Consider the following 15,358-nt stretch of genomic DNA (forward strand, 5'->3'; position numbering starts at 1 on the left):
AAGGTGGTGAAATGGGGATGCCATTAAGAATACATTAAAAAAATCGAGAAAATATTTGGAATCTCAAATCAAAGTGGTAAATTTGATATGCTTGCATAATAAAAAAGCAAAATCCAAACATGAGCCAAGATAACACAATAGATTACTTTATGAAGACTGCGTGGCAGACCGTTGCGAACAAGTACAATTTTATTGCTACGCAGCATGGCTTCACCCAGGCTGCTGGTTATATTTTAATAAATATTCATAAAGACGGTACCCCTGTTTCCCAAATCGCAAATTCAACAGGTGTTAAAACCACATCGCTATCCCGTGTGTTAAACAATTTAGAGGCCTTGGGGTTTATCTATCGAGAGACCAGTGAAACTGACAAACGGTCCGTGAAAGTGTATTTAACGGAATTGGGTAAAGAAAAACGAAAGATTGCAAAAGATGTAGTCCGAGAATTTAATGAGTATTTAGAATCTCAACTTCCAGAAGAAGAGCGTATCCAACTCGTTAAGACGCTTAGTAAAATCAACGAGTTAGCGAGTAGCTACATGCCAGGATTGCGCTTAGAATCTTTGGATTAATAGATCTAATGAAGAAAAAATCATAGACAGATGGACCCGACGTGAATTATTTATTCATCGAAGGCTCCACTGACCATAACGAAAAAATCATAGAGAGATGAACAGAAGTATTAAAAAAATCGCTGTTTTGGGTTCGGGCGTAATGGGATCGCGCATTGCATGCCACTTCGCGAACATTGGTGTCGAAGTATTGCTACTGGATATTGTGCCAAGTACTTTAATACCTGCTGAAGAGGCCAAAGGACTTACCTTAGACAGTAAGATCGTGCGAAACCGCATTGTCAACCAATCGTTGGAAACCGCAGTGAAGTCAAATCCTTCACCACTCTTTAGTAAATCGTATGTAAAACGGATTAAGACTGGAAATTTTGATGATGATCTAGCACAGATCGCGCAGGTGGATTGGGTTATTGAGGTCGTGGTTGAGCGTCTGGATGTCAAAAAATCGGTATTCGATCGCGTAGAGGAATTCCGAAAACCGGGGACATTAATTACATCTAATACATCGGGTATACCCATACATATGATGACCGAGGGCCGTTCCGACGATTTTAAGAAACACTTCTGCGGGACACATTTTTTTAACCCTCCTCGATATTTGCAGCTTTTGGAGATCATTCCGACGACGGATACCGATTCCGATGTCGTAGCATTCTTAATGGAGTTTGGTGATAAGATGTTGGGTAAAACGGTCGTATTATGTAAAGATACACCTGCTTTTATCGGGAACCGTATCGGTGTCTATTCCATGTTGGCATTGACACATTTAGTTGAAAAGCTAGATCTTTCGGTAGAGGAAGTGGATAAGTATACGGGGCCGGCAATGGGACATCCAAAGTCAGCCACTTTCCGTACAGCTGATGTAGTAGGTCTGGATACCCTGGTAAATGTTGCCAAAGGACTGGAGCAGAACGCCCCGGATGATGAAGCGAAAGGCGTATTTCAGCTACCCGCCTTCATTGACAAGATGGTGGAAAATAAATGGCTGGGTGAGAAAACAAAAAAAGGATTTTATGAAAAAGTAAAAGATGATAAGGGTGGCTCGGAGATTCTGTCGTTAAATCTAAAAACAATGACCTTTGGTCCGCAGCAAAAGGTGAAATCGACGACCCTAGAAGCGACCAAACCAATTGAAGATATTCGTAAGCGCATGAAAGTTTACGAGCAGGGAACAGATAAAGCTGCTGAACTCTTCCGAGCTATGCATTATCCGCTGTTTGAATACGTGTCCAAGCGTGTGCCTGAGATTACGGACGATTTCTTCCGTATAGATGACGCGATGCGTGCTGGTTTCGGCTGGGAGATAGGTCCATTCGAGGTATGGGATGCATTGGGAGTCCGCGAAACCATTGAAAAAATAAAGACGGAAGAAAAACGACTTCCAGGACAAGAAGGTGCAGTTGCATCGTGGGTACATGATATGTTGGCAGCGGGGCACGAGTCGTTTTATAAGATAGAGAACGGGGTACGTCAGTTTTATGATATTGCATCGAAGTCCTATAAGCCTATACCAGGGGCCGAGGAGCTCATTGTACTTGACCACATCCGCGAAGCAAAAACAATTTGGAAGAATTCGGGTGTGTCCATTATTGATCTTGGCGATGGGATCATCAACTGTGAGTTCCATACCAAGATGAACACGATTGGCGGCGATGTGATCCAAGGTGTGAATAAAGCGATCGATTTGGCTGAAAAGGAATATCGCGGTCTCGTCATATCGAACGACGGGAAAAATTTCTCTGCAGGGGCGAACATCGGAATGATATTTATGATGGCCGTAGAGCAAGATTACGATGAGCTGAATATGGCCGTACGTATGTTTCAAAATACAGCCATGCGTATTCGCTATTCGTCTATTCCGGTCGTAGCAGCTCCTTTTCAACTCACATTGGGAGGAGGATGTGAATTTTCGATGCATGCTGATTTTGTACAGCTACATGCCGAAACGTACATGGGACTCGTCGAATTTGGCGTGGGTGTTATTCCAGGAGGGGGAGGCTCCAAAGAATTTGCCTTACGCGCCTCCGATGAATACCGCGACGATCAAATTGTACAAAATACATTAAAGGATAGATTTTTGACCATCGGGCAAGCCAAGGTGTCGACTTCAGCCGTAGAAGCTTTTGAACTCGGTTATTTACAGCAAGGAAAATATGCTGTGACGATGAATAGAGCACGCTTATTGGCAGATGCAAAAGCAAAAGCCTTGGAGCTAGCAGCCGAAGGATATATACAACCTGCTCCACGAAATGACATTAAAGTGTTAGGTAATCAAGGTTTGGGTATCGTTTATGTGGGAGCAGCATCGATGCGGGCAGGTAATTACATCTCCGATCATGATAAAAAAATCTCCGAGAAACTAGGTTGGGTAATGTGTGGAGGAAATCTTTCGGCACCAACTGAAGTCTCCGAACAATACCTGTTAGATCTCGAGCGTAAAGCCTTTTTAGAACTTTGTGCTGAGCGCAAAACACTGGAACGCATTCAGCATATGCTGACGAAAGGGAAGCCGCTTAGGAATTAGATTAAGAAACGAAGTATTTAGTACTTAGTATTTAGATGTATGCATCAGTATAAAGAATTGAAATTGTGGCAAAAGGCGATTGAATTAGTGTCTGATATTTATCTGTTGACAATCACGTTTCCAGATAGAGAAAGGTTTAATTTGGTTAGCCAAATCAATCGGGCTGCTGTTTCCATTCCTTCAAACATAGCAGAGGGGGCAGGTAGAAACTCAGATAAGGAGTTTTTACACTTTCTTTCTATTGCCCATGCGTCGACTTATGAAGTGGAAACACAATTAATTATTTCAAATAATTTGGGTTATATATCAGTAGAAGATTTAGAAAGACTGGTGGAGAAAATTAACGAACTCCAAAAAATCAACTATGTTTTTCAGCAGAAACTAAAGTCTAAATACTAATATCTAACTACTCAATACTAAAAAATATGGAAGCATACATAGTAGCAGGATATCGCACAGCAGTAGGAAAAGCGCCCCGTGGCGGATTTCGGTTTATGCGAGCAGACGACTTGGCCGCCGATGTGATCAAACATCTGGTCGCCTCAGTTCCAAATTTAAATAAGGAAGAAATCGACGATGTGATCGTTGGAAACGCAATGCCTGAGGCGGAGCAAGGATTGAACGTCGGGAGGCTGATCTCTTTAATGGGATTGCAGACCGATAAAGTACCCGGTGTTACCGTCAATAGGTATTGTGCCTCTGGATTAGAGACTATTGCTACAGCAGTTGCCAAGATTAAATCGGGGATGGCTGATTGTATTATCGCCGGAGGTGTAGAGGTGATGTCGGGAATGCCTTTTGGCGGGTGGAAAATCGTGCCGAATCCGACTGTTTCGAAAGATCATCCCGATTGGTACTGGGGAATGGGAATAACGGCCGAGGCCGTTGCAAAGGAGTACAAGGTGTCACGCGAAGATCAGGATGCTTTTGCTTTAAAATCACATCAAAAGGCAATTGAAGCCATAAAAAATGGACATCTGCGTGATGGTGTAGTGCCCATTACGGTAAGAGAAAACTATCTTAAAGACGGCAAAACGATGGAAACACGGGAATATATCGTCGATACGGATGAAGGTCCGCGTGCGGATTCTTCTTTAGAAGCGTTAGCGAAATTACGACCGGTTTTTGCTGCAGACGGAGTAGTAACAGCAGGGAACTCTTCGCAGACTTCGGATGGAGCAGCCTTCGTATTGGTGATGTCGGAAAAGAAAATGAAGGAATTAAGCCTTCAACCTATTGCCAGGTTGGTGAGCTATGCTGTCGCAGGTGTACCCCCGCGCATTATGGGAATTGGTCCGGTTGCAGCTATTCCAAAAGCGTTGGCGATGGCAGGATTACAAAAAGAAGATATCGATCTGTTCGAATTAAATGAAGCTTTTGCATCGCAATCTCTGGCCGTGATTAGAGAGTTAGGTCTCGATGAAGAAAAAATTAATGTGAATGGAGGTGCTATTGCCTTGGGACACCCCCTCGGTTGTACAGGAGCAAAGTTAACTGTTCAAGTTTTGAATGAGCTTAAACGTCGAAATAAGAAGTACGGTATGGTCACGATGTGTGTAGGTACCGGACAAGGTGCTGCGGGCATATTTGAAATGATGGGTTAGATTGGAGATTTGAGACATTAGATTGGAGAATTCACTTATCTAATCTAAGATCTCCATACAATGAAAATTAACATTCTCTATTGCAAAGTTTAATAATTAAAATCCGATGTGAACAATGAGAAAAGAATCTCATATCTCTAATCTCACATCTCAAATCTAATAAGAAATGAAACAGACTATTAAGGGCGGCGAATTTGTAATCAAAGAAACCGAATATGCCAATATTTTCATTCCAGAGGAATTTGACGAAGAGGCCCGGATGATACGGCAGACCTGTTTGGATTTTCTGGATACTGAAGTGTTGAACAAGCTCGATCGCATCGATGCACAAGAAGAGGGATTAATGACTAACCTGCTCGACAAGGCAGGAGAACTTGGCATGTTGGGTGTGTCGATACCTGAGCAGTACGGTGGTTTTGGCAAGAATTTCAATACATCGATGCTGGTTGCTGATGCGGTCGGTGGCGGATTTTCTTTTGCGGTAGCTTTATCGGCACATACGGGTATCGGTACGTTGCCTATCCTATATTATGGTAATGAAGCTCAAAAAAATAAATATATTCCAAAATTAACGACCGGTGAATGGAAGGCTGCCTACTGCTTAACGGAGCCTAATTCGGGTTCAGATGCCAATTCAGGTCGCACCTCGGCCAAACTAAATGCAGAAGGGACGCATTATTTGATCAATGGCCAAAAAATGTGGATCACAAACGGTGGTTTTGCAGATATATTCATCGTGTTCGCTAAAATTGATAACGACAAGGATTTAAGTGCGTTTATCATCGAACGGAATTTTGGCGGTATTACCATGAATCCGGAAGAACACAAATTAGGTATTAAAGGATCATCTACCCGTCAGATATTTTTTAACGACTGTGCAGTTCCAGTAGAGAACATGCTTTCTGATCGCGAAAATGGATTCAAGATAGCCGTCAATATCCTAAATATTGGCCGTATTAAATTAGGTGCTGCGACCATTGGTTCCTCCAGAGCAATCTTGACGCAATCTATTAAATATGCAAATGAGCGGGTTCAGTTTAATCTGCCTATTTCAAAGTTCGGTGCTATTCGTTACAAATTAGCGGAAATGGCCACACGGCTTTTCGCGGTGGAATCGGCGGCTTATCGTGCAGGGCAAAATATCGATGATGCCTATGATGCATTAGTTGAAGGAGGAATGGATGAGGCGAAAGCGAAATTAAAATCTGTCGAACAGTTTGCTATTGAGTGTGCAATCATCAAGGTATGGTGTTCGGAGATGTTGGATTATGTGGTGGACGAAGGCGTACAGATCTATGGGGGGATGGGATATTCTGCCGAAGCCCCTATGGAAAGAGCTTATCGGGATTCTCGTATCAACCGTATTTTTGAAGGAACGAACGAGGTAAATAGGCTATTGGTGGTGGATATGCTGCTAAAACGGGCGATGAAAGGCGAATTGGATTTAATGGGACCCGCGCAAGCTGTCGCCGGAGAGCTCATGTCTATCCCTGACTTTGGCGCAGAAGACGAAGCCCCATTTGCAGCTGAAAAGAAAATTATCGCTAACCTGAAGAAAGCGGGACTACTGGTTGCCGGCGCTGCGGTTCAGAAGCTGATGATGTCGCTTTCTAAAGAGCAGGAAATCCTGATGAATATTGCTGATGTGATTGGATACGTATATGTAGCTGAATCGGTATTACTACGTGCGGAAAAACTCCACTATTCAAGAGGGGAAGAGGCCTCGTCGCTGACTACCGATATGGCACGCGTCTATTTATATTCGGCAGTGGATAAAATAAATATCGCGGCCAAAGAAGCACTATACTCATTTGGAGAGGGTGACGAATTAAATATGATGTTAGTTGGGCTACGACGTTTTACTAAAGCGCAGCCCTTCAATGTGAAAGACGCCCGCCAGCGGATTGCACGGAAGCTTATTGATGAAAATAAATATTGTTTCTAAAGTTTTTAGGTTGGTTATAGGGCCTGCAACGAAAGTTGCAGGCTTTTTTTTTATGTAAACAATAATTAAATAAAATCTACTTATTTGGTAGACTATTTAAAAATATTTATATATTTGTCCCGTAAACGTAAACAATTGGCGTTGGCTACGAAGTATTTATTATAAGAAACAATATGAAAACAAACTATCTAAACCGCAAGTTTTATTTCCAGAACTCGACAGATCTAATCAACCTTTATTGTCTTTCCCTACGCATGCGAATGTGTTGCTAAATTCGATCCTGTAGGATACGTAACTATAGACCATACATAACAATTTCTTTAACACAAGTGAAGGCGATGAAAATCGACTATCGATATGATGCGCTTATATCGCGTCAAGTTATCGTGTTGACCTATTCGTCAATAATTTAGAAAACAATTAGATGAAAACAAAACATACTTTTCAAATCTGCACCATCATCAGTGCTTTTATACTGACAGTTTCTTCTGTTTATGCACAGAATGAGCCAAAACCAATTATTAATGCATCTTTAGCAGGGACGATCATTGACGCGCTTACGAAGGAGCCTATCTCCGGTGTAACCGTGCAGCTGGAGGCGGTAACCCATCAGGTAAAAACAGACCGTGATGGGAAGTTTCAATTCGTGACCGGACAAAAACTGCCTTTGACATTAAACGTATCATACGTGGGGTATGCAAGCCGAAAAGTAATTGTGGATACCTCGCCAACAATTATCGAACTAACCCCAACCTTAAATGCGTTAGAACAAGTATTGGTAACGTCACGTCGGAGAACGGAACAGATCCAGGATATTCCAATTCCGATTTCTATCGTACGCGCTAGTACAATAGACGATGCTGGTGCATTTAATGTAGCGCGAATCAAGGAAGTGGTACCTACCGTGCAGCTTTATTCATCCAATCCACGCAACACGACGTTAAATATAAGAGGCTTGGGCTCGACTTACGGTCTTACGAACGACGGTATCGATCCGGGTGTTGGGTTCTATTTAGATGGTGTTTTCTTGGCACGACCTGCAGCGACCTCTTTAGATTTTATAGATGTAGCGCAGATTGAGGTGCTACGCGGTCCTCAAGGAACATTATTTGGTAAGAATACGACTTCAGGGGCATTTAATATCACCTCGCGGCAGCCCCAATTTACACCCAGTGCAAATTTTGAATTGAGCTATGGGAACTATGGCTATATACAAGCTAAAACTTCCTTAACTGGTCCTTTGATTAAAGATAAATTAGCGGCTCGCGTTTCTTTTTCGGGAACACAACGTGATGGAACGTTGTATAACGTGTATTCTGATCGTAATATCAATGATATCAATAACCTAGGTGTTAGAGGGCAATTGTTATTCACACCGAATGAGAATTTAAAGATATCATTAGCAGGGGATGTTACGGCGCAGCGTCCGGATGGCTACGGCTGGGGCATCGCGGGTGTTGTTGAAAATCAACGTTCGGAATATAGACAATTTAATAGCATCATCAAGGATCTGGGATATGAAATTCCATACAAAAGTGCCTTTGAAAGAAAGGTTGATTTAGATACGCGCTCCAAGGCAGATAACGAATTAGGTGGAGCATCATTAAACGTGGACTATAAAATAGGAAATGGTACATTGACCTCAACATCAGCGTGGAGATATTGGAATTGGGTACCATTAAATGATAGAGATTATTTAGGTGTCCCAGCCTACACCATATCAGCTGGTAACTCCGCACATGACCAATGGTCCCAGGAATTCCGATACTCAGGCAATATCAGTGAGAAGGTTAGTGGTGTGATAGGTGTTTTCGGTTTGTGGCAGGATCTAAAGACAGATCCTGTACATACCGAAGAAGCGGGTGATGCGCTATGGCGATTTCAGCAAAGCAGTGCATCTCAGACACAATGGGCTCCAGGTTTGATCGATAAGGTGGGTATTCGTACGAAATACGGTATCAAGAGTACCAGTTTGGCTGTATTCTCTCAAGTAGATTGGGCGATAACCGATAAATTGCATGTGTTGCCAGGAATACGCTACAACTATGATAAAAAATTAGCCAACTACGACCGGACGAAATACATTGATAACAATATCGAATACACAGCGGAGCAACTTGCTGCAGTAAACAGCATTTATTCCAATCAGACCTTCGATGTTAATGCGGATGCCGGAAATCTGTCGGGACAATTATCCTTGCAGTATAAATTTACACCAAATTACAATACCTATGTTACTTATTCGAATAGTTATAAGCCAATAGGTATTAATGTCGGTGGGCTGCCGGTTATAGATGGGCAAGTAGCAACGGATTTAGCCGAGGTAAAACCGGAGTCCGTAAATCATGTGGAATTTGGCGTAAAAACTAACCCGAGCAGGAATTCCTTCCTAAACCTTACGGTGTATCAAACCAATATCACAGATTATCAAACGCAGGTTCAAACACCAGATCCTGGTGTAAACAGAGGATATTTGGCGAATGCAGAAGAAGTTCGGGTAAAAGGATTTGAGTTAGATGGATCTATCCGACCTTGGAAGTTCCTTCGGTTGAATGGTGCTTTGGCTTATACTGATGGGAAATATGAGAAGTTTACGAATGCACCTGTTCCGTTAGAAGAAGTGGGCGGCGCACATGCATTCAAAGATATTTCAGGAGGTGAATTGCCTGGAATTTCTAAATGGTCTTGGACGCTGGCTGCAGAATTAACAACAAAAGGGAATTTTCTGAACTTACAAGGGAATTACTTCTTGGGCACAGATCTTTTTTACCGTTCAAAATTTTCTTCCAGTCCATCCCCCTCGCAATACCTAAACATAGACGCATATGCTTTATTGAATGCGCGTGTTGGATTTAGAGCCACCAATGGACTGTCTGCCATCGTATGGAGCCGTAACTTGACGAATAAGGATTATTACGAGCAGCTGCTTGCAGCACCAGGTAATTTCGGTCAATATGCTGGTGTAATTGGCGATCCGCAAACGTATGGTGTAACGTTACGCTATAATCTTAAATAATCTCTCTTAGTATAGTAACAGAAAGGGAAGCTCACGCTTCCCTCATCTGTTCAATAATGAAACAAGTATTCAATTGGCGTTGGCACTTGCAAGTATTCACTATTAAAACTTTGTAAAAATAGGAAACCATCATGATTTATTCAAACCGAACGTAGTGAGCTCATGAACTTAGCGAAGCGATTTCATGAATGATAACTTCATCACCATTGAAAAAATTATATAGATGAAAAAATAGAGGTATTTCGTCGAGGTTATCCCTTAAAGATTTTGTAATTTACGAATTCTATTCACGGTAGATACGAGATTTTGAAACAATACGATGCGATAGTAGTGGGTTCGGGACCCAACGGATTTGCCGCAGCAATTACGCTGCAGCAGCAAGGAATCAGTACGCTTTTGATCGAAGGTGCTGATTCTGTTGGTGGAGGAATGCGTACCAAAGAGCTGACAATCCCTGGGTTTAAGCATGATGTATGTTCTGCTATTCATCCAATGGCTCTAGCATCACCTTTTTTTGCAACACTTCCGCTCGAACAGTTTGGGTTGCAGTTTACCTATGCCCCGTATCAAGCTGCACATCCATTGGACAATGGGGAAACCGCCTTTTTACATAAAGATATTTACGAAACGGCGGCCGACCTAGGCAGGGATGGAACAACTTATTTAAAACTAATTCAACCCATTGTTAACCGTTGGAAAACTTTGGCTCTTGATACAATGGGACCATTACGTTTTCCTAAAGATCCTGTATTCTTGGCCAAATTTGGGTTGAATGCCTTGCAGCCTGCAACATGGATTGCAAAGTGTTTCAAAACGGAGAAAGCAAAGGCACTTTGGGGAGGAATGGCGGCACACGGCATTCAACCCCTGTCTAATTTAACGACTTCGGCCATTGGTATCGTGTTATCTGGTGTAGGACACAAATACGGCTGGCCTATACCTGTGGGTGGCTCACAATCCATAGCGAATGCCCTGGCCACTTATTTTCGATATTTAGGAGGTGAAATACAGACCGATTTTTGGTTAACCGATACGGCAGATTTGCCCGATCATAAGATTCTTATTTTGGATTTGACGCCACAACAGATATTGAAGATCAAAGGCTTAGATTTGCAGGAAAGCTATAAAAAGCAATTGAAACGTTACCGGCAGGGAATGGGGGTTTTCAAAATCGATTGGGCGCTTTCAGAACTCGTGCCATTTAAAGATAAGCATTGTCAGCAGGCGTCTACTGTTCATTTAGGAAATACATTTGAAGAAATAGCTCGAAATGAGAAGCTTAGTCATGAGGGGAAGTTAGTGGATAAACCTTTCGTATTATTTACGCAGCAGACTGCATTCGATAAAACTCGTGCACCCGAAGGGAAACATACCGGCTGGGCATATTGCCATGTACCAAACGGTTCAACGGTTGACCGTACGGATGTCATTGAAAATCAGTTGGAACGCTTTGCTCCTGGATTTAAAGACACGATTATTGCGCGATCGACAATCAATACACGTCAATTGGAAGAGTATAATCCCAATTATATAGGAGGTGACATCAATGGAGGAGTAATGGATATTTTGCAATTGTATACACGTCCGACCTGGAGCTTCACACCTTATCGTACCTCCAATAAAAAAGTGTATATTTCCTCCTCAGCAACGCCTCCGGGAGGCGGAGTGCACGGGATGTGTGGATTCCATGCTGCGAAAACGGCATTACAAGATCATTTTAATATAAATGTTAATCTTTAAACAATGGCAAAAATAATTTTAGCAGGAGGATCTGGAAATTTAGGACAATTGCTGGCTGATCTATTTTTAAGAAATGGTGATAAGGTTAGTATTCTGACCCGTTCAGCGCGTCAGTCTTCCGTACTGGGACTCGATTATATCCAATGGAACGGTACCACAGCCGGAAATTGGGCTATGGCATTGGAGGGTGCAGATGTACTCATTAATCTGAGTGGAGAAAGTATCAATACCCGTTTTACGCCGGAGAATAGGAAAAGGCTCGAAGAGTCGCGTTTCCTGCCTACCGCTGCGTTGGGGGAGGCTATTGAACATTCCGAAGACCCTCCCAAGCTATGGATCAACATTTCTGGAATTTCCATTTTTGGAGGGGTACAAGGCATACAGGACGAAGATAGTCAACACTATGGTCATGATTTTTTAGCAGAGCTGGCGAAAGAATGGGAACGAATTTTTTTGGCCTCAAATACGCCAAACACCGGAAAAGTTATCCTGCGTTTAAGTCCGGTGCTAAGCAGGTCTTCCGGGATGTTTCAGGAGCTGTATCCCTTAGCCAAATGGGGACTGGGAGGCAAAGTAGGGACTGGACAACAGTACATCAGTTGGATACACGAACAGGACTTTACCCGCATCGTAGCGTGGATTAGTTCGGGTTCGGCTAAAAATACGCTATATCATGCCTGTAGTCCTTTCCCGGTAACCAATGCCGAGTTTATGAAAAGCCTAAGGAAATCCGCGGGAACGGCAATTGGTTTGCCCTTGCCAAGTCCATTGGCGAAAATTGGCGCTTTTATCAAGGGTGTCGACGCCAGTTTACTGCTGCAAACCACACCGGTCACGACCAAAGCATTATTGGAAGAAGGATTTGAATTCCGCTATCCTGAAATTCATCAAGCATTTGAACAACTTATCAACTCAAAATAATATAATTTTATGTCGTCATCAAAAACATTTTCTATTTCCGAAGATTGGGTTGTCGTCCTGCTCGGATTAGGGATCGTTTTCTTAGCACTGTCCGGTGTAATCGTACCAAAGCCTAGCTTTAGCTGGTCGAATACCACTGAATTAACAGAACAGGTATTTGCTATAAAAAATCTATCGGCCATCGGAAGTCAATTCGTACTGATATTCGTCACGGCAATTGCAGGCGCGATACTTTTGGGAAAGAATGTGAAAAGCCTGCTCGTTGTGCTTCCCGTTGTATATGTCTTGACACTGTTCGCACTTCTTGCAGCTGGAAATGCGGTTGTCAAAGACTACAACCTCGAAGCAGTTATCTTCAGTTTGGGGATTGGTTTATTGATCAGTAACTTTTTCCGTTTGCCGCAATGGTTCAAAAATGCACTTAGTACCGAACTGTATGTCAAAATTGGTCTGGTCTTATTGGGGACGACCATTATTTTTGGCGATATCCTCAGAGCGGGTTCCTTAGGACTTATTCAGGCACTGGTAGTAGTGCTATCTGTTTGGTATTTTGCCTTTTGGGTCTGTAAAAAACTAAAAATAGATAAGGAAATGACGATGATGCTCTCCAGTGCGGTGTCGATATGTGGTGTTTCAGCAGCCATCGCCACCTCAGGAGCGATCAAGGGAGATGCTAAAAAGCTGTCTTACGTCATATCCCTGGTACTGATCACTGCGGTTCCGATGATGATTTTTATGCCGTATATCGCAGAATGGTTAGGGCTTTCGCAGGAGGTAACCGGTGCGTGGTTAGGCGGTTCTATTGATACCACAGGAGCTGTTGTTGCTTCCGGATCCCTTGTAGGAGAAAAAGCGTTGGAAATCAGTACAATTGTAAAATTTTCACAAAATGTGCTGCTGGGGATAGCAGCATTTGCAATCAGTATATATTGGACCTACGCCAAATCTGTGGATGCGGAGACTAAGCAGGAAAAACCGACACTGAAGATTATCTGGGATCGCTTCCCGAAGTTTGTCATCGGTTTCGTATTTGCTTCGCTCTTATTTTCATTTTTTGTTTCGTCCGAAAGTAACGCCATGGTCAAAGATAGTCTGAAAAGCCTTCAAGGCCTTTGGTTTGCACTTGCATTCACTTCGATTGGATTGGAAACTAATTTTAAAGAGCTATTTGGACAGGAAAACAAAAAGCCTCTTTACGCATTCTTAATTGCGCAGACATTTAATGTGATCGTAACCTTGTTGATTGCATTGGCTTTGTTTAGCTAAGTAAGCATTTCATCAGCACTTGACTTTACGCGAAGTGCTGATGAAGATTATACCTTTTCTAGTTACGTAATGTTAAATGCGCCTACTATACTTGCTGGATGAAGTTCTTTGGAGTTAAGCAGTATATCTCTGCCCCTGGAGTTATTCAAATACAACACCGATAATCCAACAAAAATCACAGAGCCCTTGAATGCGTTGCAATCTACTGCTATCCGCTCGGCTTCGCGCCAGCCTCCCAGCCTTAAGCAATTGATTTCTATTTCTGTGTACGATACTATTTTAACGTCTGCGTTAACGATATCAATAGCCATTGCGTTTATGACAATAACCATCTTCTCAGCAGCGTCGAGAAATTTGATGTCGCGATCTTTTTTAAATCTCGGAATGTCTATAGCGAGTAAATTGTCCTCGTTAAGTGATAATTCGATATCGAAATTAAGATAATCCTGCGTGTTACTTTTTTCATTGAACTGGAAGTTAGCCAGGCGGTTCAGTTTGCCCTGCTGAAGACACATTCTGCCGCGTATTTGATCGGGATTAGCACGCATGGTGCGCAGTATTTGTCCGTTAAGCCGACTCACCATCCTGCTGTCATATAGATCCAGGTGGGTGTCTGATAAACACGCCCGGATGAAGCCTCCAAATTTGCTGGCCCGTCCAAAGTCGGTAGAAGCTTCTTTGGTGGCGACGGTTTGTTTAAACTTACGGGGCCTCGATTGTATAATTTGTTGATTTCCAATTTTTCGTGCTACGAGGTTTCCAACCAGTCCTCGAATTGCACCATTTGCTGCTATTTTCATCTGTATATAATTATTGATCTATTATTTTGTTTTTAGCGGGATCAATGAGATCGCTTCGCTAAGTATGTTTTTTTTAATGTGATGAAGCTATCAGATTTTTCACCAGTGTTGGTTTTAATATGTGTTAAAGAGCTCGCAAGCTCGGTTTATTCATACCCCTGTGTGGCTTGAATAAATCATGATGGTTTCATACTGTTGAAATTAATAAATCAAGAAGCTGTAAATCAAATAAATGTGAATTTTTACGAAATTTTAAAAGCGAGTAAGAACGCTTTTGCGATTTTCATAATGCCTATTCGAGAAGCCGTTATCATTTTCGTAAAGGTGTGTAACAAGACAACGTTGATTCTGAGGAAACGTGGAACAACTTATCACCAACCCCTAACCAACTTGCCCCTGAAAAAATATTATCTACACTGTGGGCGCACAGTGATTCCACATCTACAGGGCGACATGAGGAGTCATGGTGAAGTCAATGCGGACTTAACATGGACTTACGGCAAATTTGGGGAGAAGTTGGTAGCTTTTTGTGCCCTTGCTAAAGCAAGCCCTCTTCGATACAGTGTTGAATACGATTCCATTATGGCAATTGGGGATGATGTACTGATATAACGTTATAAAAATTGATGAAAATAATGCAGGATCGGGTATCCGGATTAATGATAATACGGTAGAGACATAGGTTTGGTACGGTTTTGGTTAAATGAGAGGAGAGATAATCGCATTATCACTTAAACAAAATTTATTAGAATGAAAGAATTAATCGAAAAGATCAGTGCCGAATTTGAGGCATTCAAAAGCGACGCCGATGTACAGGCAGAAAAAGGAAACAAAGCAGCTGGAACAAGAGCCCGCAAAGCAACATTGTCCTTGGAAAAACTATTGAAAGAGTTTAGAAAAGTATCTCTTGAAGATTCAAAAAAATAAGTCAATATTTTGCACAAAGTAAAATAAGATAGCCGCCTTTTTT

The 15,358-nt window shown here is 42.3% G+C and carries 12 protein-coding genes; 11 read left to right on the forward strand and 1 reads right to left on the reverse strand.

Annotation, left to right across the window (positions count from 1 at the left end; all coding sequences use genetic code 11):
- Positions 1-119 precede the first annotated feature (119 nt).
- The 9 genes from FAZ19_RS04140 (at position 120) to FAZ19_RS04180 (ending at position 13,588) form a co-directional block, all read left to right on the forward strand.
- A complete protein-coding gene (locus FAZ19_RS04140; RefSeq protein WP_136819317.1) occupies positions 120-572 on the forward strand; it encodes a MarR family winged helix-turn-helix transcriptional regulator in 453 nt (150 codons plus the stop codon).
- 97 nt (positions 573-669) lie between these two features.
- Positions 670-3,096, forward strand: a complete 2,427-nt coding sequence (locus FAZ19_RS04145; RefSeq protein ID WP_136819318.1) for a 3-hydroxyacyl-CoA dehydrogenase/enoyl-CoA hydratase family protein — start codon at positions 670-672, stop codon at positions 3,094-3,096.
- 39 nt (positions 3,097-3,135) lie between these two features.
- Entirely contained in the window at positions 3,136-3,495 is a 360-nt protein-coding gene (locus tag FAZ19_RS04150) for a four helix bundle protein (RefSeq protein WP_136819319.1), read from the forward strand.
- A 26-nt stretch (positions 3,496-3,521) separates the two neighbouring features.
- On the forward strand, positions 3,522-4,700 hold the full coding sequence (locus tag FAZ19_RS04155; protein ID WP_136819320.1) for an acetyl-CoA C-acyltransferase: 1,179 nt from the start codon (positions 3,522-3,524) through the stop codon (positions 4,698-4,700).
- A 166-nt stretch (positions 4,701-4,866) separates the two neighbouring features.
- Positions 4,867-6,645: an acyl-CoA dehydrogenase family protein gene (locus FAZ19_RS04160; RefSeq protein WP_136819321.1), complete on the forward strand. Its 1,779-nt coding sequence runs from the start codon at positions 4,867-4,869 to the stop codon at positions 6,643-6,645.
- 424 nt (positions 6,646-7,069) lie between these two features.
- Positions 7,070-9,661, forward strand: a complete 2,592-nt coding sequence (locus FAZ19_RS04165) for a TonB-dependent receptor (protein WP_136819322.1) — start codon at positions 7,070-7,072, stop codon at positions 9,659-9,661.
- Positions 9,662-9,967: 306 nt separating this feature from the next.
- Positions 9,968-11,401 carry a phytoene desaturase family protein gene (locus FAZ19_RS04170; RefSeq protein ID WP_136819323.1) on the forward strand — a complete coding sequence of 478 codons (1,434 nt, stop codon included), beginning with the start codon at positions 9,968-9,970 and terminating at the stop codon, positions 11,399-11,401.
- 3 nt (positions 11,402-11,404) lie between these two features.
- On the forward strand, positions 11,405-12,322 hold the full coding sequence (locus FAZ19_RS04175; RefSeq protein WP_136819324.1) for a TIGR01777 family oxidoreductase: 918 nt from the start codon (positions 11,405-11,407) through the stop codon (positions 12,320-12,322).
- Between the two features lie 9 nt (positions 12,323-12,331).
- Positions 12,332-13,588, forward strand: coding sequence for a YeiH family protein (locus FAZ19_RS04180; RefSeq protein WP_136819325.1), 1,257 nt, complete (start codon positions 12,332-12,334; stop codon positions 13,586-13,588).
- 62 nt (positions 13,589-13,650) lie between these two features.
- On the opposite strand, the gene FAZ19_RS04185 is transcribed toward FAZ19_RS04180, so the two are convergent.
- The gene (locus FAZ19_RS04185; RefSeq protein ID WP_136819326.1) at positions 13,651-14,388 is read right to left on the reverse strand and encodes a hypothetical protein; all 738 of its coding nucleotides are present in this window, start codon (positions 14,386-14,388) and stop codon (positions 13,651-13,653) included.
- 288 nt (positions 14,389-14,676) lie between these two features.
- Here FAZ19_RS04185 and FAZ19_RS04190 point away from each other — a divergent pair, with 288 nt between their 5' ends.
- Both FAZ19_RS04190 and FAZ19_RS04195 read left to right on the forward strand, forming a co-directional pair.
- Positions 14,677-15,000, forward strand: a complete 324-nt coding sequence (locus FAZ19_RS04190) for a hypothetical protein (protein ID WP_136819327.1) — start codon at positions 14,677-14,679, stop codon at positions 14,998-15,000.
- A gap of 138 nt (positions 15,001-15,138) precedes the next feature.
- Positions 15,139-15,315 carry a histone H1 gene (locus FAZ19_RS04195; RefSeq protein WP_136819328.1) on the forward strand — a complete coding sequence of 59 codons (177 nt, stop codon included), beginning with the start codon at positions 15,139-15,141 and terminating at the stop codon, positions 15,313-15,315.
- The last annotated feature ends 43 nt before the right edge of the window (positions 15,316-15,358 follow it).

It is taken from the genome of Sphingobacterium alkalisoli, from assembly GCF_005049105.1.
Lineage (GTDB): Bacteria > Bacteroidota > Bacteroidia > Sphingobacteriales > Sphingobacteriaceae > Sphingobacterium > Sphingobacterium alkalisoli.